We start from the raw sequence: 23,343 nt of genomic DNA on the forward strand, positions 1-23,343 counted from the left end.
TATCTGCCCGGCGATGCGCCTGCCTGGGATGCCTTGGTGGCGTCCTCGCGCAATGGTAATGTGTTGCATCGGCGCGGCTACATGGACTATCACGCCGACCGCTTCGTGGACGCATCGTTGCTGATCGAACGCGGTGGCGAGGTGGTGGCGGTGTTGCCGGCGAACGTGGAGGGCGACTGTGTCAGCAGCCACGCCGGCCTGACCTATGCGGGCCTGCTGTCGTCCACGGCCCTGCGCGCGGGTGCGACCTTGCAGGTGTTCGAACAGATCGCCGCGCACTATCGCGCGCGCGGGGTGCGCGAGCTTGTGTACAAGCCGGTGCCGCATATCTTCCACGCATATCCGGCCGAAGAAGACCTGTATGCCCTGCATCGCGTAGGTGCGCAGCTGTACCGGCGCGATCTGTCCTCGGCGATCGCGTTGCGCGAGCCGTTTGCGTTCAGCGCCGAACGTCGACGCTCGCTGGGCAAGGCGCGCAAGGCCGGTATGCAGATCCAGGCCAGCACCCGACTCGATGAATTTCATGCCCTGCTGACCGAGGTGTTGCAGCGCCACCACGTGGCGCCGACCCATCGGCTGGACGAGCTGCAATTGCTGCAACGCCGGTTTCCGCAGCAGATCGTGCTGCATGAGGCGCGAGCCGAAGGGGAGCTGTTGGCGGCAGCGCTGGTGCTGGATTTCGGTCGCAGCGTGCACACCCAGTATCTGGCGGTGTCCGCGCGCGGTCGCCAGCTGGATGCGCTGAGCCTGCTGCTGGCCGAGCTGATCACCCAGGTGTATGCGCAGCGCCATTACTTCAGCTTCGGTATCTCGACCGAGCAGGCCGGCCAGGTGCTCAACGACGGTCTGGTCGAACAAAAGGAACGTTTCGGCGCACGCGCCGTGGTACAGGATTTTTATCGGTGGATGCTGTAATGGATGTGCCGTTCTTGGATTTGCGCGCGGTCAATGCGCGGTATGCGGAGGAGCTGAAGCTGGCTGCGGCGCGGGTGATCGATGCCGGCTGGTATGTGCTTGGGCAGGAGCTGGCCGCCTTCGAGGAAGAATTCGCCAGCTACTGCGGCGCTGCGCAGGCGGTGGGTGTGGGCAACGGGCTGGATGCGTTGTCGCTGATCCTGCGCGGCTATCGCGAGCTGGGCGTGTTGCGCGAGGGCGACGAAATCATCGTGCCCGCCAATACCTTCATCGCCACCTTTCTTGCGATCAGTCAGAACCACCTGGTGCTGGTGCCGGTGGAGCCGGACCCTGCGACCTTCAACATCGACCCGGCCAGTGTGGAGAAGGCGATCGGCCCGCGCACGCGCGCCATCATGGCGGTGCATCTGTACGGGCAGTTGGTGGATGTGGCGGCGCTACAGACGCTGGCGCATCGCTACGGGCTGCTGCTGATCGAAGATGCCGCGCAGGCGCATGGTGCCAGTGCGAACGGGCGACGTGCCGGCGCCTTCGGCGATGCGGCGGCGTTCAGTTTTTTCCCGACCAAGAACCTGGGCGCACTCGGCGACGGCGGCGCAGTGGTGACCTCGGATGAGCGCCTGGCCGAGCGCATCCGCGCGCTGCGCAACTACGGTTCGCAGGTGAAGTATCACCACCTCTGCCAGGGCGTGAATTCGCGGCTGGACGAGATGCAGGCGGCGTTCCTGCGGGTCAAGCTGGGCTATCTGGACGATGAGATCGCCCGTCGCCGCGCAGTGGCGCAGCGCTACCTGCACGGCATCGACAACCCCCTGATCACGCTGCCGACGGTGGTGGCCGAAGCGCAGCACGTCTGGCATCTGTTCGTGGTGCGCAGCGCCCAGCGCGACGCCTTGCAGGCGCATCTGCTGCGCTCGGGCATCCATACCCAGATCCATTACCCGGTGCCGCCGCATCGGCAGCCGGCCTACACCACCTTGGGCGATGCCTGCCTGCCGGTGAGCGAGCGGTTGCACCGTGAAGTGCTGAGCCTACCGATGGGGCCGGCGCTGGACGATGCGTCGGTTGCGCGCGTGATTGCCGCATGCCAGTCGTTTGGCGCCCCCGCATGAATGTCGTGCGCAGCAGCGCCTACACCGGCGTTGCGACGCTGGCCAAGCTGCTGGCTGCGCTGGTGGTGGTGAAGCTGGTGGCGGTCTACGCCGGCCCGCAAGGGGTCGGCCGGCTGGGCCAGTTCCTCAATCTGATGTCGGTGCTGGCGGTGCTGGCGGGCGGCGGCATCAGTGCCGGCATCGTCAAGTACGTGGCCGAGTATCGCGACGACGCGGCTGCGCTGGCACGTCTGCTCAGCGCGGCGCTGTGGTACGCGTTCTGCGCGGCCTGCGTGATGGCGGTGCTGGCGTTGCTGTTCAGTGGTGCCATCGCCGAGAGCCTGCTCGGCGATGCGGCGTACCGGCCGCTGATCTGCGTGGTGGCGGTGGCGCAGCTGGGCATCGCACTGGTCAACTACATCCTGGCGGTGATCAACGGCTTCATGGATGTGCGCCGCCTGGCATTCGTGCAGGTCAGCGGTGCGGTGCTGAGCACGGCACTGGTGGCATGGCTGTCTAGCCGGGCACAGCTGCAGGGCGCCTTGCTGGCGCTGGTGCTGGGCCAGGTGCTGTGGTTGCTGGCCGGCGTGCCGGCGCTGCGGCGCAGCGATTATTTTCGACGCGAGATGTTGCGCATGCGCTTCGATGCGCAAATGACGCGCAGGCTGGCGGCGTTCTCGGTGATGACGCTGACCTCCACGCTGGTGCCGCAGCTGGTGGCCATGCTGGTGCGCGACCATCTGGCGCTGCAGTTCGGCTGGCAGCAGGTGGGGTACTGGCAGGCGGTGAGCCGGGTGTCGGATGCGTATCTGCTGTTCTTCACGACTGCGATCAACGTGTATTACCTGCCCAAGCTGGCATCGCTGCAGGAGCGCGCAGCGCTCGGGCGCGAGCTGCGTGCCGCGTATCGCCATGTGCTGCCGGCGGTGATCGTGATGGCGCTGGGCGTCTACCTGTGTCGCGATTGGCTGACCTGGCTGCTGTTCGACGCCCGGTTTGCCCAGGCCACCCCGCTGTATGCCCCGCAGCTGCTGGGCGATGTGATCAAGATCGCCGCCTTCGTGCTGTCGTACGTGATGCTGGCCAAGGCGATGACGCGGCTGTTCGTGATCTCCGAATGCGTGTTTGCCGCCAGCTATCTGGCGCTGGTGTATCTGTTCACCGCGCAATGGGGGCTGATCGGTGCGATGTATGCCTTCGTCGCCAACTACGTGCTGTATCTGCTGTTCAATATCGTGGTGGTGCGGCGCTATCTGGTGCAGCCGGCATGAGCGATTCCACCCAACCCCTCCGGCGCGCACGCTGGCCGCTGGTCTCGGTGCTGATTCCGGCCTTCAACCACGAGCGTTTCGTGCAACGCTGCCTGGACAGCGTGCTGGAGGACCCGTACCCGTGCAAGGAGCTGGTCATCATCGACGATGGCTCCAGCGACGCGACCGGCGAGAAGATTGCGCAGTGGATCGCCAGTCATGGCCACCGGCTGCCGGTGCAGTTCGTGCAGCGCGCCAATCGCGGGGTGGCGGCCACACTCAACGAGCTGGCGCTACGTGCGCGCGGCGAATACCTGCGGCTGGGCGCAAGCGATGATTATCTGCTGGCCGGCGGGCTGGATGCGCAGGTGCGCTACCTGCGTGCGCATCCGCAGAAACTGGCTGTGATCGGCGATGCCTGTGTGGTCGACCAGCATGGGCAGCTGCTGCACGGCAGCGCCATGCGCGACCTGCATCGGGTGGATGTGGACCTGTACCGCTCCGCATCCGGCATCCGCCGCGCGGTGATCCAGCAGTGGGCGGTCGGCGGCGCGGTGGCCTTGCTGCGTCGCAGTGCCTTCGATGCGCGCGCCGGCTGGGACGAGTCGCTGCGGATCGAAGACTGGGATTTTTTCCTGCGCCTGGCCGCGCGTGATGCGCTGGGTTTTGTCGACGTGCCGGTGTGCGCGTACCGGTTGCATGGCCACAATCTCAGCAAGACCGTGGACGTGCGCGCGCGCATTGCCAACCTGAGCGAGTCGCGTCAGGTGGCAAGGCGCTGTGCGGAATTGTTCGATGCGCCCGAGCGTGGCTTGCTGCACGCGCAGTCGCACTACATCGCGGCCAAGGTGGCGTTCCTGCAGCGCCGGCCGCACCGGGTGATCGGGCATCTGCTCGCCTATGCCTGGGTGTCGCTGCCAGCCAGGTGGCGGCCCAGGCCGGCGCGCAGCACGGTGAAACCGGCATGAGCACGCTGCTACGCCGGCCGGCGACCTATCTGGCACTGCCGATGCTGCTCAGTTGCGCGCTGACGTTGCTGACCTATGCGCTGCCCGGCGACTATCTTGACGGCATCGCGCTGCTGGCCGCCGCCGCCGCCGCGACCTGCGTGCTGGACGCCGTGCTGCGCGTGCAGTTGCCTGCGGTGGAGCGCTTTCGCGCCTACCGTTACACCGGTACTCGCGATGCGTTCCTGGTGATGACGCTGGCGGCGGTGGTGACGCTGTTCTGCGTCGTGGATGTGGCGCTGTTTCCGATTCCGCTGTTCAGCGATCCGTCCTCGTATGCGACCTTGAGTCCGCTGCGCGCGCATGTGCGGCACATCTCCAACATGTGCTGGATCCTGCCGCCGATCGCGCTGCTGTGCGTGCGCCATCGCGGGCTGCGCGCGGCGATGCTGACACTGGGTTTCGTGTTTCCGATCGTGGTGATCGACCGCAACCGCATCTTTGCCGGGTTGTTTTCGTTCGTGCTGGTGATGCTGTTGCGCCGCGATCCGGCACGTCGCCTGCCGTGGAAGACCATCGGCCTGCTGATGCTGGCCGGCGGCGGGGTGTTTTCCATCCTCGGCGCACTGCGTTCCGGCTCGCTGGCCACGGTCGCCCTGCCGTTCAGTGCCTTGTATCGCGCCATGCCGCAGGGCGTGCAGTGGTTGCTGCTGTACATCAGCGCCGGGCCGTACAACTTCGGCGCGATCCTGGCCAAGGGCTATGTCAACGCCAGTTTCCTGGTCAATCAGCTGGTGCCGTTCAGTGGCTCGATCGCCACTGCCGGCACCAGCATTCCGCTGGATGCGCCCAACATCAATGTAGGGACCGAATTCTTGCCGTTCCTGATGGCCTGGGGCGCGCCGGGTGCGTTGCTGGCGCTGCTGGCGTTGTATGCAGGGCTGGTGTGGAGCGTGCGCCTGCTCAACAGCTCGCTGTCGATCTTCCATGTGCTGATCTTCCTGCGCATCGCCTATGCCTGCCTGATGTCGCCGTTCGCGCCGCAGGCCTTCACCTGGACCAATTTCGGCTTCATCGCGCTGTGCCTGGTGTTGCATGCCTGCACGGTGCTGTTGCCTACCCGCAATGCCGTACCCACCGCTGCTGCGTAATGCGCGGCCGCTCCGCTTCACCCTGTTCCAGAGCCGGTGCACCATGACTCAACATGACGATATCTATCTGATCGACCTGTGGCGCATCCTGCGCCGCGAATGGCGCTGGGCGCTGGCCGCACTGGTGGTGGTGCTAGCACTCACCTTTGCCTTTACCCGCCTGGCCAGGCCGCAGTGGGAAGCCACCGCCTGGATCCAGGTCGGCGAGATTGGCCCCACGCCGGCCGGGCGCGACCCCAAGGTCGAGCCGTTCCAGCGCGTGATCGACCGCATGAAGACGCGGCTGTTCCAGGATGCGGTGCTGCGCCAGGCCGGCGTGCCGCTGAAAAGCCGCGCTGCGCAGCTGTACCGCGGCAGCCTCAAGCCGGACCCGGACCCGTATGCCAATCTGATCGGGGTGACCATCCGGGCCGAATCGTCGGCGCAGGCGCGCAAGCTGGCGATGGCGACGGTGAGCGCCTTGCAGGGCCTGCACGGCGACACCAATGCCGTGGCGCTCGCACTGGCGCGTACACGCCTGCAAGGCCTCACCGACGATCTACGCGTGGCGACCCGCAACCGCGATCAGCTGCAGCAGCAGGTGCAGGCCGGGCAGGGCACCGCTGCGGCCACGCCGGCCCAGGTTCTGGCAGGCGTGCTGTTGACCGACAGCAACACCACCGTGCGCGCATTGAAGAGCGAACGCGACGATCTGGTGGCCCGCCTGACCACGCGCTACACCTATCAGACCTCGCTGGCGTGGCCGTTGTACGTGCCCGAGCAGCAGGCGTTTCCCAATGCCGTCACCGCCTGGGCCGCCGGCCTGCTCGGCGGGGCGGGGCTGGCGGTGCTGGCGGCGGTGTTACGCAATGCATGGCGGCGCCGCGCGGTGGCCGTCCCGCAGGCTATCGGCTGATCTGCGCAGCGCCGTGCGGCACGCTGCGCAAGGCTGCCCACGCTGCAACCAAACCGCCGGCGCACGGCACTCACCGGTCAATCAAGCGATGTCGCATTGGCGGTGTCGCGTCTGGAGAGTGTCGTGAGAACAGCTGGATCGGTGTGGGAGGCTGCGTATGTCGGTGGTCAATGAGCATGCGGCGCGCGGTGGCACGGTGGCCCCGGAGCGCTTGCTGGAGACGCAACGCGCGTTCGACAGCGTTGCGCCCGACTACGACGGCCCACGCGGCAACAACGCGTTGATCCAGCGCATGCGCAGCACGTTGTGGGACACCGTCGCGGCCGAGCTGCCGGTGGGCTCGCATCTGGTGGACCTGGGCTGCGGTACCGGCCTGGATGCCGGCGAATTCGCACGTCGCGGTTACCACGTGCTGGCCACCGACTGGTCGCCGGCGATGGTCGAGCGCACCCGCCATCGCGCGGCCACGCACGGCCTGCAAGAGCGCCTCAGCGCCGTCCATGTCGGCATCCAGCAGCTCGACCAGCTGCAGGGCAGCTTCGACGGCATGTATTCCAACTTCGGCCCGCTCAACTGCGCGCCGGATCTGCCGGCGGTGGCGGCCGAATGCGCGCGTCTGCTGCGCGCCGATGGCTGCCTGGTGTTCTCGGTGATCGGGCGCATCTGCCCCTGGGAAATCGGCCATTACGGCGTGCGTGGGCGGCTCAAACGCGCCGCGGTGCGCGCCGCGCGCGGGGTCACCGCGGTGGGCATGAACGGCCACACCATCTGGACCTGGTACCACCTGCCGCGCGAGTTCTACCGCGCCTTCGCCAAGCACTTCGTCCTGGAGCGCTATCGCGCGTTGAGCCTGTTCCTGCCGCCGCCGTACCTGGTGGATTTTTGCGAACGGCATCCGCGCCTGTCCGCGCGCCTGGGGCAGTGCGACGACCGGCTGGGCGGCCTGCCGTTGCTGCGCGACATGGGCGACCACTTCCTGATCGTGATGCGCAAGCGCTGAGTGGAGACGCCGATGTCCATGGCCGATGTCTGTCTGCAGGGCGCGCGCTCGATCACCCTGGCCGGCCCCTCGCGCGCGCCGCTGACCATCCGCGCGGGGCGCTTCGGCGGCACGCTCGGCACGCGCAGCCTGCGCCTGGACCTGCAGGGGCATGTGCTGGCGCCCGGCCTGATCAATGCGCACGATCATCTGCAGGTCAACTGCGTGCCGCCGCTGCCGCAGGGCGCGGCGTTTCCCAACAGCTATGCGTGGATCGAGGCATTCCAGGCGCATTTCCAGCATCCCGAGGTGGCCGCGGCCCTGCGTGTGCCCAAGGCGGTGCGTTTGCGTCACGGTGGTCTAAAGAATCTGCTGGCCGGCGTCACCTGCGTGGCGCAGCACGACCCGTGGCATGCCACCCTGGACGAGCCCGGCTTTCCGGTTGGCCTGCTGCGCGAGTTCGGCTGGAGCTATGCGCTGGGATGGACCGGCTACGGCCCACCAGTGCAGGGCAGCTTTGCCGCCACCTCGCCCGAGCATCCCTGGATGATCCACCTGGCCGAAGGCACCGACGCGGTGGCGGCCGCCGAGCTGGACGAACTGGATCGGCTCGGTTGCCTGGCCTCCAACAGCGTGCTGATCCACGGCGTGGGCATGGGCGAGTGCGACATCGAGCGGGTGATCGCATGCGGCGCGGCGGTGGTGTGGTGCCCGTCGAGCAATCTTGCGCTGCTGGGTCGCACGCTCGACCCCTGGCGCCTGTGCATGGCGGGCCGGCTCGCGTTGGGCAACGATTCGCGCGTCAGCGGTTCGCGCGATCTGCTGGAAGAACTGCGCTTCGCCGCCAGCAGCGGGCTGGCCGCGGATCTCTTGCTCGGCCTGGTCACCCATCAGTCGGCGCGCATCCTGCGCATGGCCGCGCGTGGACGCCTGGCGCCGGGGGCGGCGGCCGATCTGGTGATCGTGCGCGACCGCGGTGGCGACCCGGCCGACAGCGTGGTGGGCTGCACACGCAGCGACCTGCGTGCGGTGATACGCGATGGCGTCCCGCGCATCGCCGACCCGGATTTTGCCGACTGGTTCGACGCTGCAGGCGTCCGGACCGTGCCGGTGCTGCTGGATGGCCGCCCCAAGCTGCTCGATGCCACGCTGGCCGATCCGGCGGTGCTGGCACTGGAACCCGGCCTGCAGCGCGTGGCGCAGGCTGCGCACCGGCCCGGCGTGGCCATGGTCGCCAGCGGTGCGCTGTCGTGAGCGTAGTGCCGACGCTGGAGCCGGCAGCGGCGTATGCGCTGTGGGCGCAGGCGTATCCGCCGCATGCGCACAACCCGGTGATGCTGGCCGAGGAACGCGCCATGCTCGCGCTGATGCCGAGCGTGTTGCAGGGCCAGCACGTGCTGGATGCCGGCTGCGGCAGTGGCCGCTACATGCTGCATGCCTTGCGACGCGGCGCGCTGCAGGTCACCGGCGTGGATCTGTCGCCGCAGATGCTGCAGCGTGCGCACGCCGAGCTGTCGCAGCACTGGCCAGCGGCGCGCATGCGCCTGCAACAGGGCAGCCTGGAGCAGCTGCCGCTGGACGATGCCGTGGCCGATCTCAGCGTCTGCGGCCTGGTGGTCGGCCATCTGCAGCGGCTATGGCCGGCGCTGGAAGAATTGCATCGGGTCACCCGCGTCGGCGGCATCGTGCTATGCAGCGATGTGCATCCGATCGGCCATGCGCTGGGCTGGCGGCGCGACTTCAAGGCCGATGGCCGGCAGTACGCGGTGCGGCATACGCAACATCTCTACAGCCATTGGCATGCAGCCTGTGCGGCGCTGGGGATGGAGATCGAAGCAGTGGCCGAGCCGATGCTGGACCCGGCCGACATCGCGCCCGGTGCGCGGTTCGACCGGGCCGCGCTGCAGGTGCCGGTTGCGCTGGTGTTGCGGCTGCGGCGCATCGCGTGAGCGCCGTGGCGGCCATGCTGGCATGTGCCTGCAGCACCTCGGCCGCGGGCAAGCCTTGCCGTTTGCGCGCCGCGCGGTGCGCGGCACGTGGCCCGATCGCGCTTGCAGGCCGTGCAATCCGGGCGCGGTCGCTGTCATGAGCTTGCGGGTGGCGCAACTCAATCTGGTGCCGACGCCGGCCGGCCTGACGGCAGAACAGGTGTTCGCGCAATGGCCATCGCTGGCCGATATCGCCGAGGCCGTCGCCAGCGCCGGGGTGCGCGTGGCGGTGGTCCAGGCCTCTGCACTGAACCTGCGGCTCACCCGCCAGGGCGTGGATTACCGCTTCGTCGAGCTGGGCGCGCGCGGCAGTGCGCAGCGCGCAGCGCTGCTTGCGGCGACGCTGCGCGAGATCGGCGCCGATGTGGTCCATGTCCACGGTCTGGAATTTGCCGGCGATGCACGCCGTCTTGCCCGCCTGCTGCCGCATACGCCGATCCTGCTGCAGGATCACGCCAACCGCCCGCCGCGCTGGTGGGCCCGGAGTGTCTGGCGGCGTCGCTACGCTGCCGCCGCCGGGATCGCGTTCACCTCGCAGGACATGGCGCAGCCGTTCGCACAGGCGCGCCTGTTCAATGCCAGGACGCAGCTGTTTGCGATTCCCGAATCGAGCAGCCGCTTCTCGCCGGGCGATCGCCTGCAGGCACGCGAGCACACCCGCCTGCAGGGCGACCCCTGCGTGTTGTGGGTCGGGCATCTGAGCGCGGCCAAGGATCCGCTGTGCGTGCTCGATGCCGTCGCCCTGGCCGCGCGGGTGTTGCCGGGGCTGCGGCTGTGGTGCGTGTTCGACCAGGCGCCGTTGCTGGAGCAGGTACAGCAGCGCCTGCGCGCCGATCCGTCGCTGGCGCGCTGCGTGCAGCTGCTGGGCAAGGTGCCGCATGCGCGCGTGGAAACGCTGCTGCGTGCCTGCGACCTGTTCGTCTCCGCCAGCCATGCGGAGAGCTGCGGTTATGCCGCAGTGGAGGCGTATGCCTGCGGCACCTTGCCGCTCTTGACCGATATCCCGGCCTTTCGTGCGCTCAGCGATGGCGGCGCAGTCGGCGCGTTGTGGCCGGTGGGCGATGCCTCGGCCCTGGCGGAACTGCTGTTGCGGCTCTTCCGGCAACGCCCCGACCGCGCACAGGTGCGCGCGCATTTCGAGGCACGGCTGTCGTTTGCTGCGGTGGGGCAACGCTGGAAGCATGCGTACACCCGGTTGCTGGCCGCGCCAGGGCGGGCCGCATGAAACTGGCCCTGGTGGTCCCGGGCGGCGTCGACCGCAGCGGCGAGGTCCGCGTGATCCCGGTGTTCCTGACCCTGATCGAATGGCTGGCGCGCCATCACCAGGTGCATGTGTTCGTGCTGCACCAGGAGCCGCTGCCCGGTACCTGGGCATTGCGCGGCGCCACCGTGCACAACATCGGCGCCAGGCGCACCCGCACGCGCGCGATCGCCGCCATCGTCGACGAACATCGGCGTGCTCCGTTCGATGTGATCCAGGCCATTTTTTCCGGCTATTGCAGTCTGATCGCGGTCGCCGCGGCAAGGCTGTTGCGCCGTCCCAGCGTGGTGCATATCGCCGGTGGCGAGCTGGTCGCATTGCATGGCATCGGCTATGGCGGCCGGCAGCGTTGGCGCGGGCGGCTGCGCGAAGCGGTGATCCTGCGCCTGGCCGACCGCGTCACCGCGGCCAGCGCGCCCATCCTGGAGTCGCTGACGGCGCTCGGCATCCACGCGCAGCGGGTGCCGCTGGGCGTGGATCTGCGGGCCTGGCCGCCGGCCGCGCCACGTGCACGCAGCGGCGGCATCGCCCGCTTGCTGCATGTGGCCAGCCTCAATCCGGTCAAGGACCAGACCACCTTGCTGCAGGCAATGGCGGCGCTCAAACGCGCCGGTGTCGCCTTTACCCTGGACATGGTCGGCGTCGATACGCTGGATGGCGCCATGCAGCGCCTGATGCACCAGCTGGACCTGGGCGGGCAGGTGCGTTTTCTCGGTTTCAAGACCCAGCGCGAGTTGCGCCCGATCATGCAGACGGCCGACCTGCTGGTGCTGTCGTCCTTGCATGAAGCTGGCCCGCTGGTGCTGCTGGAAGCGGCGGTCGCCGGCGTGCCCACCGTCGGCACCGCAGTCGGGCATCTGGTCGAGTGGGCACCGGTGTGCGCACTCGCGGTACCGCCGGGCGACTGGGCCGGGCTGGCAGAAGCGGTCCGCCAGGTCTTGGCCGACGACGAGCTGCGCCTGCGCCTGGCCTGGGCGGCGCAATGCCGTGCGGTACGCGAAGACGCGGCGTTGACCACGCGGCTGTTCGAGCAGCTGTATCGGCAACTGTGCGAGGCGCGGCCGCTGCGCTGACTGCGCCTGCAAGGACGCAGCCTGCAGCGGCCGCCATGCAGTACGCGCGGTGCAGCAACGAGGCTGCCAGGCCAAACGTGGTGACATCCTCGCAAGGGTGGTCGACTGTACAAGCCGGCCGCTTGTGCACGCCTGCTGCAGTCCTGGAATGACCAACAAGACGTCGCGAGCGGCCGATGGATGGGTGCGGACGGCGCGCGCGGGATCGGACTGTGCGGCAGATACCTGCCGACTCAGGGCACCGGCCGCGCCGGTGCGGCAGTGAGCGCAGCAGCGTTGTCAGCCGCGCTCAGACTGGCTGCAGATAGCCGTCCAGCGCTGCACGCACCACATACAGCATGTCGGTGCGCGGCACCGGCCGGGTCAGGCGCGTCATCACCCGGCGCAGCTGGGTCTGCCGCACCCACGGCTGGTCCTGAAGCCACAACTGGGTCTGCAGCATGTCGGCACGTTCCTTGCGGCTCTCGGCCGACGGTACTACCCGGTTGCGCAGGTACTGGCGCGCTTCGCCCAGCGAGCGTGACCATTCGATGCCGGGCAGGGCCGACAACCACAGGTTGGAACACGAGGCGGTGGTCAGGGTCTGGCGGGCCGCACGCATGCGCAGCAGGCGCGGGCAATCGGCCTGCAGCCGCGCCATCACCGCCGGCGGCACCACGCTGCGGTAATAACGTTGCAACAGCAGCAGCGGTGGCAACGCCCACCACGGTGCCATGGCCGGGTCGTCCCACAACTGTTCCCAGTCGCGCGGGCCCATGCGCGTGGCCAGCAATGCCAGGTCATGCAGATGCATCAGGCGGATGCTGCGCTGGCAGATGCCGCCGGCGGCATGCAGCAGCAGATGGCACATCAGCGCGCCGACCGACGGGTAGGGATTCAATCCCGGCTGCGGACGCTCCGGCAGGATGCGCGCGGTGATGTCCACGCTGCTCAGCGGCAGGCGTTCCTGGATGCGGGTATGCAGCTCGAGATTGATCGGCGCATCGCGATGCTCGCCCAGTCCTGCGACCGCCTCGCCCTGCAGAGGCTTGAACACCTGGTGCTTCCATTGTTCGAAGGAGGCCACGTAACCCAGCTCGCACAACAGCGCCGCCGCCGCGGGCGCATCCTCCGGCGCCACCAGCAGATCGATATCGGCCATCGGGCGATCGCCGGGCAGATAGACGCCGAGCCGATGCAAGGCAGTGCCCTTGAGACCGACCAGGGCGATGCCCGCCGCACGCGCTGCCGCGTCGATGCGCGTCAGCAGCAGCGCGATGCGCCGATGGCGGTCTTCGACATGGCTGCGTTGCTCGTGCAGGAACGCGGTCCAGTCGGCGTCCTGCCACAGCGAACGGCGTTGCAGCAGCGGCGACACCCCATGCGCGGCCGCCGCGGCCGCGGCCAGCTGCCATTGCAGCCGGTTCCACTGCGGCACCGCCTCGCCGGGCTGCGCCAATTCCCGGGCCAGCCGTTCGGTGGCCGTCTGCAGGCCGTGCTTGATGGTGCGAAGGGAAGGCTGCATGCGGCGGAGATTCCGAGAAGGGCAACGTGATGTGGGGAAGCGAGGTCGGCGGGTTACGCGCTAGCCGACCAGCACGCTGGCCAACTGGCGCGGTTGGGGTTCTGCAGCGCCGGCAAGCGGCTCGGTGCGATGTTGCTGTTCACTGGCGATCAAGGCGGACCAGCGCGCTTCCAACGTGTCCGAGGCCTGTGCAAACGCATCGGCGCCCAGCGTGGCGCGCGCCTGTTGCAGGTCGACCTGCGTATGCAGCAGATCGCGCACGCTGCGGTAGAACTCCGAGTCGTACGCGCCATGGAACATCATCGCCAGGTCGTCGCTGTCCTGCCAATGGGTCTTGCCGCCCAGCTGGTTTTTCACTTCTTCGTAGAACTTGGTGCCGGGCAGCGGATAGGACACGCTGACGCCGATGATGTCCGGGTTGGCCTGTGTCACCAGTGCGCGCGTGGCCAGGATGTCTTCGAGTTCTTCGCCCAGGTAGCCGAGTTGAATGAAGAAGCCCACGCGGATCCCATGCGCACCCAGGCGCCGGCGTGCGGCGATCACCTCGCCAACCTCGGTGCCCTTGGTCATTTTGTCCAGGATGCGCTGGCTGCCGCTTTCGGCACCCAGCCAGGCCTCTGCGCAGCCGGCGCGTGCCAGCGCGGCAGCCATGCGCTCGCTGGCCAGGTCGGCGCGGGTCTGGATGGTGAACGGGATCGCGCCATCGGCGTCGCTCAGGCGCTGCGCAAAGGTTTCCACCCAATCGATGTGGAAGCCGAAGATGTCGTCGGCCATCCAGAGGTGATCGGGCTGGAAGCTGCGCTTGAGATGGATCATTTCGGCAGCCACGTCTTCCGCGTCGCGGCGCTTGTAGTGATTGCCCCAGATCGGTTTGGCGCACCAGTTGCAGCGGAACGGACAACCGCGCGAGGCGGCCATGTTGAGGCTGAAATAGCCGTGCCGTTGCCGCCAGAACCGCTGATAGCGCGGCATGTCCACCAGGTCCCAGGCCGGCAGGCCGCTCAGGCGCGCGTCCGGCGGTTGTGCGCCACGATGCACGTGTGCTGCAGCAGCTGAGCTGACGGCGATACGTGCAACGCCCGCGAGCCAGGCGTCTGTATCGATGATGGGATCTTCTTCGACGCGCGCCACCAGTTCGAGCAGTGGTGCGATGCCTTCGCCAATCAACACCGCGTGCGCGCCGGCAGCCAGAAACACATCCGGGTTGTCGGATGCATCGGAGCCGGCCACCAGCACGCGGCAGCCGGCCGCGCGCGCTTGCCCAATCATCTGGCAGGCCGCCTCGCGCATGCGGCTCAGGCACATCTTGGTGAGGAAGTTGAAGTTGTCCTCGTAGAACACCACAAGGTCAGGCTGCGCAGCGTGCAAGGCGCCGGTGTAGTCCTGCACATCGTCGGCCAGCATCGCGTCGAACAGGCTCAGCGCATGGCCGCGCTCGCGCAATAACGCGGCAACCTGCAGCGTCGCCAACGGTGGATACGGCTTGCCGCGCTCCCATTGCTTGGGGTCGTAACGCAGGAAATACGAATGACTGACCTGGATCTTTAGCATCTGCACAAGGCTCTCGTTCTGTCGCCAGGTGCGCGCAGCGGCGGCGTGCGCAGGCACCGGCATTCGGCTCGGCAGTAGGTGCGGATGCAGGTGGCTTTGGTTGCGCCGATCGGCATGCCGTCGTTGGCGTGCATTGGGCACAGGTGCCGATGCGGATGCGGCAACCTTTCTGTTGCCGTTCGGCACACACCGGCTGATCGATGCAATGGGTGGAAGGGCATGCCGCAGTCGGCTGCGTTGGCGCAATTGATGCCGGTGGGCGATGACGCACGCACTGGCGCGCCGGATGCGGCGGCAGTGGCAGCAGATCCGTTCGGCGAACATCGGCCGCGTCGGCAGTGCGTGCGCCGGCAGATCCTTGGCGCACTGTTCCACTTCGAAAGCGACAGCGACGCGCTGCTGGCATTGGTGGACCTGGCCTACGCGGGCCTGCCCGCGCATCGCCTGCCGGGTGCGCCGGAATTCCATATCACGCTGGATCTGGTGGCGCGTGGTCACGCGGCTTCGAGCGCACAGCCGCCACCGGTGCGCACTCATGCCAGCGGCGGGTTGCTGTGCGGCGTCATGGATGCCTGCAATTACCTGATGTTGTCGGTGCCCGCGCGCCGCGCCATGCTGGTGGTTTCCGACGACATGCTCGCCCACGCCTATCACGTGCGTTATGAGCTGATCGAATTTTCGGTATTTCTGCTGGCGGCGCGCGGCATGGGCCTGGTGCCGTTGCATGGCGCCTGCGTGGGCCGGCAGGGACGCTGTGTGCTGTTGCTCGGCGCCAGTGGCGCCGGCAAATCGACCCTGGCATTACACAGCCTGCTGCATGGCCTGGATTTCATCGCCGAAGACGGCGTGTTCGTGGCGCCGGAGAGTCTGCTCACCACCGGTGTTGCCAACTTCCTGCATCTGCGCGCCGACGCGCTGGGCCTGGTCGATGCGGACACGCGCGCGTGGATCAGCGCCTCGCCAACCATCCGCCGCCGCAGCGGTGTGGAAAAGTTCGAGATCGACATCCGTCACGGCCGTGCGCAGCTGGCGCGCGCGCCCTTGCAGCTGTGTGCAGTGGTGATGCTGTCGGCAACGCCAGCGAGCGATCCCGCACAGCTGTTGCTGGCAATGCCCGCCGAACGCATTGCCGCTTGCCTGGCAGACGATCAACCGTATGCGGCCGGGCAACCGGGCTGGCAGCGCTTTATCCAACAGGTACAGCGCGTCGGCATGTTCACCCTGCGCCGTGGAGCGCATCCGCAGGCCGCGCTGGACGCGCTGCTGCAGGTGTTGCGGTGAGCGCGCCGGCAATGCGGCAGCAGCGCGGCCTCTTTCAGGCCGACGCCATGCCGCATTCCACCGTGAGGGTCATGCGTGACTGAGATGCGCGCTACTGCAGACCGCAAGCCCATGCGCGCGCTATGGCGCGATTTCGTCGGCACGCTGGTGCCGGCGGATGTCTCGACCATCGCGCTCTATGTGGGCTTGTCGCTGCTGGCCGCACTGGCCGGCAGCCTCGTCGCGGTCAGCCTGGTGCCACTGGTGCAGCCTGGTCATGCCGTCCGCCTGGCCGGCTACGCGCTGGCTTCAGCGGATGGTCTGGCGATGCAGGTGGCGCTGTTTGCCGGTGTCAGCCTGGTGTTTGCCGCACTGCGCTGGCATGGCGCACGGCTGGCCGCACGGCTGACCAGCCGCTACGCGATCGGGCTGCGGCAACGCGTGCATGCGGCGTTGATCGATGCGCCGCTGCCGGCCCTGTCCGGTGCCAGCTCGGCGGAAATCGCCAACGTGCTGACCTACAACATCGAGATCGCCACCCAGGGTTTCAGTGCCACCTTGCAGCTGCTGGTGGCCGGAATGACAGCTTTGGTGAGCATCTGCATCGCGGTCATGATCGCCCCCGCGTTGCTGATGGCCACGCCGCTGCTGCTGGCACTGGCGTGGCTGGGCTTGCGCATCTCCAGCAGCGACACCCAGGCGCGCATCAGCCGCGATTACGTGGCCGACATGACGCAGCTGTTCTGGCTGAGCGAAGATTTCCCGCGGCGCCTGCGGCATGTACGTTCGTTCCAGCGCGAAGCATTGGAAACCCTCCATTACGAGCGCATTTCCGCTCGATTGGGGCAGGGCTATGCGCAGCAGCAGGCGCTGGTGGCGGGCAGCCGGCTGATGCTCGAAGCCACCGCAGTGGCTGTGATCGCCGGCATCCTGGTGCTGGCCAACCTGTGGCAGGGCGCGGACCGCGCTGCGTTGATCACCGTCAGCCTGCTGCTCGGGCGCCTGCTGCCGTATCTGGTCAGCACCCGGCAGAGCGTGCAGCAACTGCGCTCGGCGTGGCCGGCGTTGCAGCTGTGGCGGCGCTATGTGGCGCTGGGCACGACGCGTCCACCGGCGTCGGCCGCACCGGCACAACCGTTGCCGGCCGCCCTGCATCTCGAACACATCGGCCTGGCACCGCCGTTGCCCAGGCTCGCTCTCGATCCGCTGCTGTTGCTGCCCGGCGAGCTGACCTTGGTCGTCGGTCCCTCCGGCATCGGCAAGAGCAGTCTGATGGACGTGCTCTCGGGTCAGACCCCGCCTGCGCAGTTTACCGCGCACATGGCCGGGCGCCGGCTGGATTTTGCCGCGTATCGCGCCCTGGTGCGGCATGGCGCCTACCTCGGCCAGGGGGTGCGGCCGTGGCAGCGCACGATCCGCGCCTGTCTGGACTGGGCATTGCCCGGCACCAGCGATGCACGCATGTGGCAGGTATTGACCGACGTCGGATTGGGCGTGCGTCTGCAGCGCGACGGGCAAGGCCTGGACAGCCCGATCAACGGCCCGGATGGGCGCCTGTCCGGTGGCGAAGCGCAGCGCCTGCTGCTGGCGCAGGTGCTGTTGCGCAAGCCGACCCTGGCGGTGCTGGACGAGGCCACCAGCGCACTGGATGCAGAGGCCGAACAGCAGGTGTTGGGCATGCTGCGGCAACGCCTGCCGCAGACCGTGCTGGTGGTGGTCTCGCATCGCACCAGCCTGGCCGCAGTGGCCGATCGCACGGTTGTCTTGGGCATTGCAGTAGCGGCGCAGACCGCTGCCTACGCCGATGCGGTTGCAAGCTCGGACGCGTGATGCCAGGTGGCGTGCTCGCGTCGGCAGCGCGATCAGCCGGCAATCTCTTCCAGCGCCCGATTGCGCGTGCGCGGGCCCAATAGCGCAATCACGCTGGCCACGATCGACATGCTGATCACGATAAAGGCCAGCACGCCATGGCTGCCGACTTGGGCGAGCAGCCAACCGATCAGCACGCTGCTCACCGCCGTGGAAAGACGGCTGAAGGAATAGCAAAAGCCCACCGCCCGCGCGCGCAAGCCGGTGGGGAACAGCTCGGCCTGATAGCCGTGATAGGCAAAGCTCATCCAGGCATTGCAGAACGCGATCATCGCCCCGCACAACACCATGCCGAGCGCCTGATGCTGCAGCGAAAACAGCACGCCGAACAGCACCGCGCCCAGGGCCGATGCGGTGATCTGCCATTTGTTCTCCCAGCGCTGCGCAAAGCGCAGCAACAGCAGCGGCGCCAGCGGGTAGGCCAGCGAAATCGCAAAGGAATAGGCCAGGCTCTTGGTCACGCCGGTGCCTTGCGCCGAGATCAATGCCGGCAACCAGTTGCCGAAGCCGAAGAAGCCGATCGCCTGAAAGATATGGAACACCACCAGCATGCCGATGCGCCCGCGATACGGCGCACGCCACAGCGCCGCGGTCTGCATGTCGCCGGCCGGCGAAGGGGCGGCCACCTGCGGTGCGTCCAGGGGCGCACCCAGATCGCGCACGCAGCGCGTTTCGAGGCGGGTCAAGACCGCATCGGCTTCGGCATGGCGTCCCTGCGCCGCCAGCCAGCGGGCGGATTCCGGCAACCGGCTACGCAGCCACCAGATCGCCAGCGCAAATACCCCGCTCAGCAGCACCACCCAGCGCCAGCCACTCACCCCCAGCGGTGCATGCGGCACCAGCAGCCAGGCGGTCAGCGCCACCGCAGGCACCGCCAGAAACTGCACGAAGAATGCAAACGCGAATGCGGCACTGCGCATATGCCGCGGCACCAGCTCGGACAGATAGGTGTCGATGGTGACCAGCTCGATGCCCAGGCCGATCCCGACCACCAAGCGCAGCAGGATGACGCCGGTGGCGGTGTGCTGCAGGCCCATCGCCACGGTCGCGGCGGTGTACCAGATCAGGGCGAAGGTGAACACCGGACGGCGCCCGAAGCGGTCGGCGAACGGACTCAGCAGGGCCGCGCCGACGAACAGGCCCAGAAACGTCGCCGCCGCAAACGCGGCCTGGTCGGACATGCCGAACGCGCCATCGGCAGCGCTGGCAAAGATGCCGTCGCGGATCAGCCCGGGGCTGATATAGGCGGTCTGGAACAGGTCGTACAACTCGAAAAATCCACCCAGCGCGAGCAGGCCGACCAGCCGCCACAGCGTCGCGCTGGCCGGCAGCCGGTCGATCCGCGCGGCGATGTGCAGGGTGGCGGAAGCGGGGTCAAGCGGAGCGGTCGAAGCCATCGTCATGCAGGCGCTGCCAGTGCGGTGTCCATCATAGCCAGCAGCCCTGTCACCCGGCGCCCGCGCTTCGCGGTCAGGCAACTGCATTCGCAGGCGATCCGACGAGCGCAAGGCACCCCACAGCCATCGCGCATGGCCTGATATCCCTCCCTCCGCGGTGAATGTGTGGCTTGCACGCCATTGCCGCGCCTGCGTTGCAGCGCCTGTGCAACGAGGCGCGGGCCTGGGCACGGAGCGGGGCAGTGGTCAGCTGCAGGTCCTCCCGTTGTTTGACCACTGGAATGCTGTAATCCCCCCAGCGCCACCTGGGCAGGTGGCAAAGCCGCCTGGCCAGCCCCATCTCATGCCTATCACTCATTCCCCGGAGTCATCCGATGACGCCCATTTCCGTGCTCGACCTGGCGCCGGTCTGCGAAGGCAGCGACACCACCCACGCCTTCGCCAACATGCTCGATCTGGCCCAGCACGCCGAGCGCTGGGGCTACCAGCGTTACTGGCTGGCCGAGCACCACAACATGCCGGGCATCGCCAGCGCCGCCACCGCGGTGCTGATCGGCCACGTCGCCGGCGGCACCAAGACCATCCGCGTCGGCGCCGGCGGCATCATGCTGCCCAACCATGCGCCGCTGCAGGTGGCCGAACAGTTCGGCACGCTGGCCTCGCTGTATCCGCAGCGCATCGACCTGGGCCTGGGCCGCGCGCCCGGCACCGACCAGCCGACCGCGCGCGCCCTGCGCCGCTATTTCGACAGCGCCGACCATTTCCCGCAGGACGTGGCCGAGCTGTTGCGCTACTTCGCGCCGGTGGTGCCGGGGCAACTGGTGCAGGCAGTGCCGGGGGGCGGTCTCGACGTGCCGGTGTGGCTGCTGGGTTCCAGCCTGTTCAGTGCGCGGCTGGCCGCGGCGATGGGCTTGTCGTTCGCGTTCGCCTCGCATTTCGCGCCCGATGCGATGGACGAGGCGGTGGCGATCTACCGCCGCGAGTTCCGTCCGTCCGCGCAGTTGGCCAAGCCGCACGTGATGCTGGCCTTGAATGTGGTGGCCGCGGAAACCGAAGCGCAGGCACGCCGCCTGTTCACCACCCAGCAGCAGAGCTTCGTCAACCTGCGCCGCGGCAAGCCGGGCAAGATTCCCGCGCCGATCGACGATATCGACAGCTTCTGGCAGCCGCACGAGCGTGCCGGCGTGGAGCGCGCGTTGGCGTGCACGGTGCTGGGCGATGCCGAGCAGATCGCCCAGGGCGTGGCCGAGTTCATCGAGCGCCACACCCCGGACGAACTGCTGTTCACCGCCAACATCTACGACCATGCTGCGCGTTTACGTTCGTTCGAAATCGCCGCCATGGCCTGCCGCGAGCTGGACGTGACCCCTGCGTGATTCACGTCGCTTTGCGCGACGATCCGCTCAGATGCATGCACCTCCATTGGGAAGACAAGCATGCAATTTCAGGAACGCAGCGAGAGCATCAAGCAGTTGGCGGAATTGATCCGCGGCGTGGACATCGCGATGTTCACGACCGTGTCGGCCGACGGCAAGTTGGTGAGCCGGCCGTTGGGGACGCAGGAAGTCGAATTCGATGGCGACCTGTGGTTCGCCACCGCCGCCGACAGCCCGAAGGTGGCCGAAATTGCCGCCGATCCGCGCGTCAACGTGGCCTATGCCTCGGCCTCGAAGAACAGCTACGTATCGGTCGCCGGTACCGCACGCGTGGTCGATGACCGCGCCAAGATCGAGCAGCTGTGGTCGCCGGCGATGAAGGTGTTCTTCCCCGGTGGCAAGGACGACCCCAACCTGCGCCTGATCCATGTGCGCGCCGAATCGGCCGAGTACTGGGATGGCCCGAGCGGGCTGCTGGGCAAGGCGCTGTACTTCGTGATGACGGCCGTGACCGACGATACCGGCAGCCTGTCGGACAACCGCGTGGTCGATCTGAAGTAACTGTGCTCCAGGTGTGCCGGCCGTCGCGTGCTCAGCGCCAGGCGGCCGGCCACCAACCGCGGATCAGGTCCAGCAACTGGTCCGAGGTGACGCCGAACACCGCCACCGAGATCAGCGCAGCGGCCCAGCCCACCAGCAGCAATGCGCCGTCGCGCTCGAGCAGGGCCAGCGCAAACAGCAGCAGGATCAGCCCGAAGATGTAGTTGGTGAATGGAATCGGCAGGGTCAGCAGGATGCCGACCAGCACCAGCAGCACGCCGGTGACCATCTGCGCCGGCATCCGGTCCAGCACGCCGTGCAGGCGCGGCTTGAGCAGCCGGTCCAGGCGTTGCAGCGTCGGCGCAAGCCGCGCGACGAAACGCTGGCTGGTGCTGCGGCGCGGCCCGCGATCGCCGATGAAACGCGGCACCCATGGCTTGCGCAGGCAGCACATCATCTGCAGCCCGATCAACACCGTCAGCGGGCCACTGATGCCGCCGGCCACGCCGGGAATCGGAATGAATGACGGCAGGATCGCCAGGAACAGGAACACCCCGAATGCGCTCTGCTGCAGATCGGCCAGGATTTCGCGCACCCGCAACACATGCTCCGGATCGCCCTCGCTGAAGGCCGCCAGCAGGCTGCGGATGCCTTCGTTGCGATAGCGCATCTGCGCACCGTCCGCTCCATCCGAGGGCGGGACGCGGTTATCCGACGATGTCATCGCTGCCCTCGTCGCTGACGCGGCTCAGCAGCAGCTTGTCCACGCGTGCGCCATCCAGGTCGACGATCTCGATGCGCCAGCCGGCCCAATCGAAGAATTCGCCCGCCTGCGGAATGCGCCCGAAGTAGTAGATGCACAGGCCGGCGAGCGTGTGGTAGTCGCCTTCGTCGGCCTCCGGCAGTTCGGCACCCAGCACTTCGCGCAGTTCCTCCACCGGCAACGAGCCGTCGATCAGCAGCGAGCCGTCGGCGCGCGTGACCACCAGCGCGTCCTCGTCGGTGTTTTCCACCGCCTGCAGGCGGCCCACCACCGCGCCCATCAGGTCGCTGATGGTCACCAGCCCGCGGATTTCGCCGTATTCGTCCACCACCAGCGCCATCGACTGCTGCTCTTCGCGGAAGATCTCCAGCAGCTTCATCGCATGCGTGGACTCGGACACGAACAAGGTGTCGCGCAGCGCCTGGAACAGCTGCGCGCCGTGTCCGTCCATGCGCGTGACCAGCGACTTGACCTCCAGCACGCCGGCGATGTCCTGGTCGCTGCCGCGGTAGACCGGGTAGCGCGAGAATTCGTGTTCGCGCATCACCAGCAGATTGCGTTCCGGCTCGGCGTTGGCATCCAGCCAGGCGATGCGGTTGCGCGGCGTCATCAGGCTGTCGGCGGTGCGGTCGCCCAGCCGCATCACGCGGTTCATCATGTCGCGCTCGTGTGCATCGATCACGCCGGCCTCGTGGCTTTCGGCCACCAGCATGCGGATCTCCTCTTCGGTCACCGATGCCGATTCGTCCTTGCCCATGCCGAGCATGCGCAGCACCAGCCGGGTCGAGCGCGCCAGCACCCACACGCCGGGCGCGGCGATCTTTGCCAGCCACGCCATCGGTACCGCGACCACCCCGGCGATGTCTTCGGAGTTGCGCAGCGCCAGCCGCTTGGGCACCAGCTCGCCGAAGATCAGCGTCAGGAAGGTGATCAGGGCCACCGCCAGCGTGCTGCCGATCACCACCGAATACGGGCGCGGCTTGCCGACCAGCTCGAACGAGGCCGACAGCGCCGGGAACAGCCCCTGCAGCCAGCTGCTGATGGCCTCGCCGATCGCCTCGCCACCGAACACGCCGGTCAGGATGCCGATCAGGGTGATGCCGATCTGCACCGTGGACAGGAAGTTTTCCGGGCTTTCGGCCAGCGCCAGGGCGCGGGCAGCGCGCTTGCTGGAGCCGGCCATCTGCTTCAGCCGGCTCTTGCGCGAGGTCATCAGGGACATTTCCGACATCGCGAAGAAGCCGTTCAACAGGATCAGCGCGATGACGATCAGAAACTCAACCACGGGCGTCTTCCCCGGTCAGTGGAGGGGAGGGCGGGCGAGCACTGGGTTGGCCGGCGCGCACAGGGGCGGGGCGGCAACGGGGGAATATAGGGTCGTCTTCCATAGGGTGCACCCGAGGGCGCGGGAGCATGTTAGCAAACCACAGGGTGGTTCGAGCCGGGAAATGCCGATGTGAAGGCCGCCTGCGCCGCCGAGATACCCAGACAGGTCATGGAACGGTCATAATTCGCGCTTGGCGTCCGTCTCTC

The 23,343-nt window shown here is 67.8% G+C and carries 20 protein-coding genes and 1 other RNA gene; 15 read left to right on the forward strand and 6 right to left on the reverse strand.

Annotation, left to right across the window (positions count from 1 at the left end; genetic code table 11):
• Positions 1 to 3: 3 nt before the first annotated feature.
• The 11 genes from ABQY74_RS08815 to ABQY74_RS08865 all read left to right on the forward strand — a co-directional run bounded on the left by ABQY74_RS08815 (position 4) and on the right by ABQY74_RS08865 (position 11,550).
• Entirely contained in the window at positions 4 to 915 is a 912-nt protein-coding gene (locus ABQY74_RS08815; RefSeq protein ID WP_349794353.1) for a GNAT family N-acetyltransferase, read from the forward strand.
• A complete protein-coding gene (locus ABQY74_RS08820; RefSeq protein ID WP_349794303.1) occupies positions 915 to 2,027 on the forward strand; it encodes a DegT/DnrJ/EryC1/StrS family aminotransferase in 1,113 nt (370 codons plus the stop codon). The genes ABQY74_RS08815 and ABQY74_RS08820 overlap by 1 nt, the downstream gene beginning before the upstream one ends.
• On the forward strand, positions 2,024 to 3,277 hold the full coding sequence (locus ABQY74_RS08825; protein WP_349794301.1) for an O-antigen translocase: 1,254 nt from the start codon (positions 2,024 to 2,026) through the stop codon (positions 3,275 to 3,277). Before ABQY74_RS08820 ends, ABQY74_RS08825 begins: the two co-directional genes overlap by 4 nt.
• A complete protein-coding gene (locus ABQY74_RS08830) occupies positions 3,274 to 4,224 on the forward strand; it encodes a glycosyltransferase (RefSeq protein WP_349794299.1) in 951 nt (316 codons plus the stop codon). The genes ABQY74_RS08825 and ABQY74_RS08830 overlap by 4 nt, the downstream gene beginning before the upstream one ends.
• A complete protein-coding gene (locus ABQY74_RS08835) occupies positions 4,221 to 5,354 on the forward strand; it encodes a hypothetical protein (protein WP_349794297.1) in 1,134 nt (377 codons plus the stop codon). The genes ABQY74_RS08830 and ABQY74_RS08835 overlap by 4 nt, the downstream gene beginning before the upstream one ends.
• 43 nt (positions 5,355 to 5,397) lie before the next feature.
• Positions 5,398 to 6,249, forward strand: a complete 852-nt coding sequence (locus ABQY74_RS08840) for a Wzz/FepE/Etk N-terminal domain-containing protein (protein ID WP_104593554.1) — start codon at positions 5,398 to 5,400, stop codon at positions 6,247 to 6,249.
• Positions 6,250 to 6,406: 157 nt separating this feature from the next.
• A complete protein-coding gene (locus ABQY74_RS08845; RefSeq protein ID WP_349794295.1) occupies positions 6,407 to 7,249 on the forward strand; it encodes a class I SAM-dependent methyltransferase in 843 nt (280 codons plus the stop codon).
• Between the two features lie 12 nt (positions 7,250 to 7,261).
• Positions 7,262 to 8,482 (forward strand): amidohydrolase family protein, encoded by a 1,221-nt coding sequence (locus ABQY74_RS08850; protein ID WP_349794293.1) that lies wholly within the window; start codon positions 7,262 to 7,264, stop codon positions 8,480 to 8,482.
• The gene (locus ABQY74_RS08855) at positions 8,479 to 9,177 is read left to right on the forward strand and encodes a class I SAM-dependent methyltransferase (RefSeq protein ID WP_349794291.1); all 699 of its coding nucleotides are present in this window, start codon (positions 8,479 to 8,481) and stop codon (positions 9,175 to 9,177) included. Before ABQY74_RS08850 ends, ABQY74_RS08855 begins: the two co-directional genes overlap by 4 nt.
• 136 nt (positions 9,178 to 9,313) lie before the next feature.
• Entirely contained in the window at positions 9,314 to 10,441 is a 1,128-nt protein-coding gene (locus ABQY74_RS08860) for a glycosyltransferase family 4 protein (RefSeq protein WP_349794289.1), read from the forward strand.
• Positions 10,438 to 11,550, forward strand: a complete 1,113-nt coding sequence (locus ABQY74_RS08865; protein WP_349794287.1) for a glycosyltransferase family 4 protein — start codon at positions 10,438 to 10,440, stop codon at positions 11,548 to 11,550. The genes ABQY74_RS08860 and ABQY74_RS08865 overlap by 4 nt, the downstream gene beginning before the upstream one ends.
• 150 nt (positions 11,551 to 11,700) lie before the next feature.
• Here the strand turns inward: ABQY74_RS08865 and ABQY74_RS08870 are convergent.
• The 3 genes from ABQY74_RS08870 to ABQY74_RS08880 form a co-directional block, all read right to left on the reverse strand.
• Positions 11,701 to 11,773, reverse strand: a non-coding RNA gene (locus ABQY74_RS08870) — sX9 sRNA.
• A gap of 66 nt (positions 11,774 to 11,839) precedes the next feature.
• Positions 11,840 to 13,054 (reverse strand): nucleotidyltransferase family protein, encoded by a 1,215-nt coding sequence (locus ABQY74_RS08875; RefSeq protein WP_104574168.1) that lies wholly within the window; start codon positions 13,052 to 13,054, stop codon positions 11,840 to 11,842.
• A gap of 60 nt (positions 13,055 to 13,114) precedes the next feature.
• Positions 13,115 to 14,668 (reverse strand): radical SAM protein, encoded by a 1,554-nt coding sequence (locus ABQY74_RS08880; RefSeq protein WP_104574169.1) that lies wholly within the window; start codon positions 14,666 to 14,668, stop codon positions 13,115 to 13,117.
• A 156-nt stretch (positions 14,669 to 14,824) separates the two neighbouring features.
• On the opposite strand from ABQY74_RS08880, the gene ABQY74_RS08885 reads away from it, so the two are divergent.
• Positions 14,825 to 15,886: a serine kinase gene (locus ABQY74_RS08885; RefSeq protein ID WP_126968432.1), complete on the forward strand. Its 1,062-nt coding sequence runs from the start codon at positions 14,825 to 14,827 to the stop codon at positions 15,884 to 15,886.
• 111 nt (positions 15,887 to 15,997) lie between these two features.
• Positions 15,998 to 17,695 carry an ABC transporter ATP-binding protein gene (locus ABQY74_RS08890; RefSeq protein ID WP_349794351.1) on the forward strand — a complete coding sequence of 566 codons (1,698 nt, stop codon included), beginning with the start codon at positions 15,998 to 16,000 and terminating at the stop codon, positions 17,693 to 17,695.
• Between the two features lie 32 nt (positions 17,696 to 17,727).
• Here the strand turns inward: ABQY74_RS08890 and ABQY74_RS08895 are convergent, their stop codons facing one another.
• Complete coding sequence (locus ABQY74_RS08895; protein ID WP_126968434.1) at positions 17,728 to 19,137, reverse strand: MFS transporter; 1,410 nt, start codon at positions 19,135 to 19,137, stop codon at positions 17,728 to 17,730.
• A gap of 368 nt (positions 19,138 to 19,505) precedes the next feature.
• Between ABQY74_RS08895 and ABQY74_RS08900 the strand changes: the two genes are divergently transcribed.
• Both ABQY74_RS08900 and ABQY74_RS08905 read left to right on the forward strand, forming a co-directional pair.
• Complete coding sequence (locus ABQY74_RS08900; RefSeq protein WP_016902070.1) at positions 19,506 to 20,507, forward strand: LLM class flavin-dependent oxidoreductase; 1,002 nt, start codon at positions 19,506 to 19,508, stop codon at positions 20,505 to 20,507.
• A gap of 60 nt (positions 20,508 to 20,567) precedes the next feature.
• On the forward strand, positions 20,568 to 21,068 hold the full coding sequence (locus ABQY74_RS08905) for a pyridoxamine 5'-phosphate oxidase family protein (RefSeq protein WP_016902069.1): 501 nt from the start codon (positions 20,568 to 20,570) through the stop codon (positions 21,066 to 21,068).
• A gap of 31 nt (positions 21,069 to 21,099) precedes the next feature.
• Here ABQY74_RS08905 and ABQY74_RS08910 read toward each other — a convergent pair whose 3' ends face one another.
• Together ABQY74_RS08910 and ABQY74_RS08915 are read right to left on the reverse strand one after the other, a co-directional pair.
• Positions 21,100 to 21,771 carry an exopolysaccharide biosynthesis protein gene (locus ABQY74_RS08910; RefSeq protein WP_164737080.1) on the reverse strand — a complete coding sequence of 224 codons (672 nt, stop codon included), beginning with the start codon at positions 21,769 to 21,771 and terminating at the stop codon, positions 21,100 to 21,102.
• Positions 21,755 to 23,095 (reverse strand): hemolysin family protein, encoded by a 1,341-nt coding sequence (locus ABQY74_RS08915; protein WP_016902067.1) that lies wholly within the window; start codon positions 23,093 to 23,095, stop codon positions 21,755 to 21,757. The genes ABQY74_RS08910 and ABQY74_RS08915 overlap by 17 nt, the downstream gene beginning before the upstream one ends.
• Positions 23,096 to 23,343 lie beyond the last annotated feature (248 nt).

The sequence above is a fragment of the Xanthomonas sp. WHRI 7064 genome, assembly GCF_040202355.2.
GTDB lineage: Bacteria > Pseudomonadota > Gammaproteobacteria > Xanthomonadales > Xanthomonadaceae > Xanthomonas > Xanthomonas arboricola.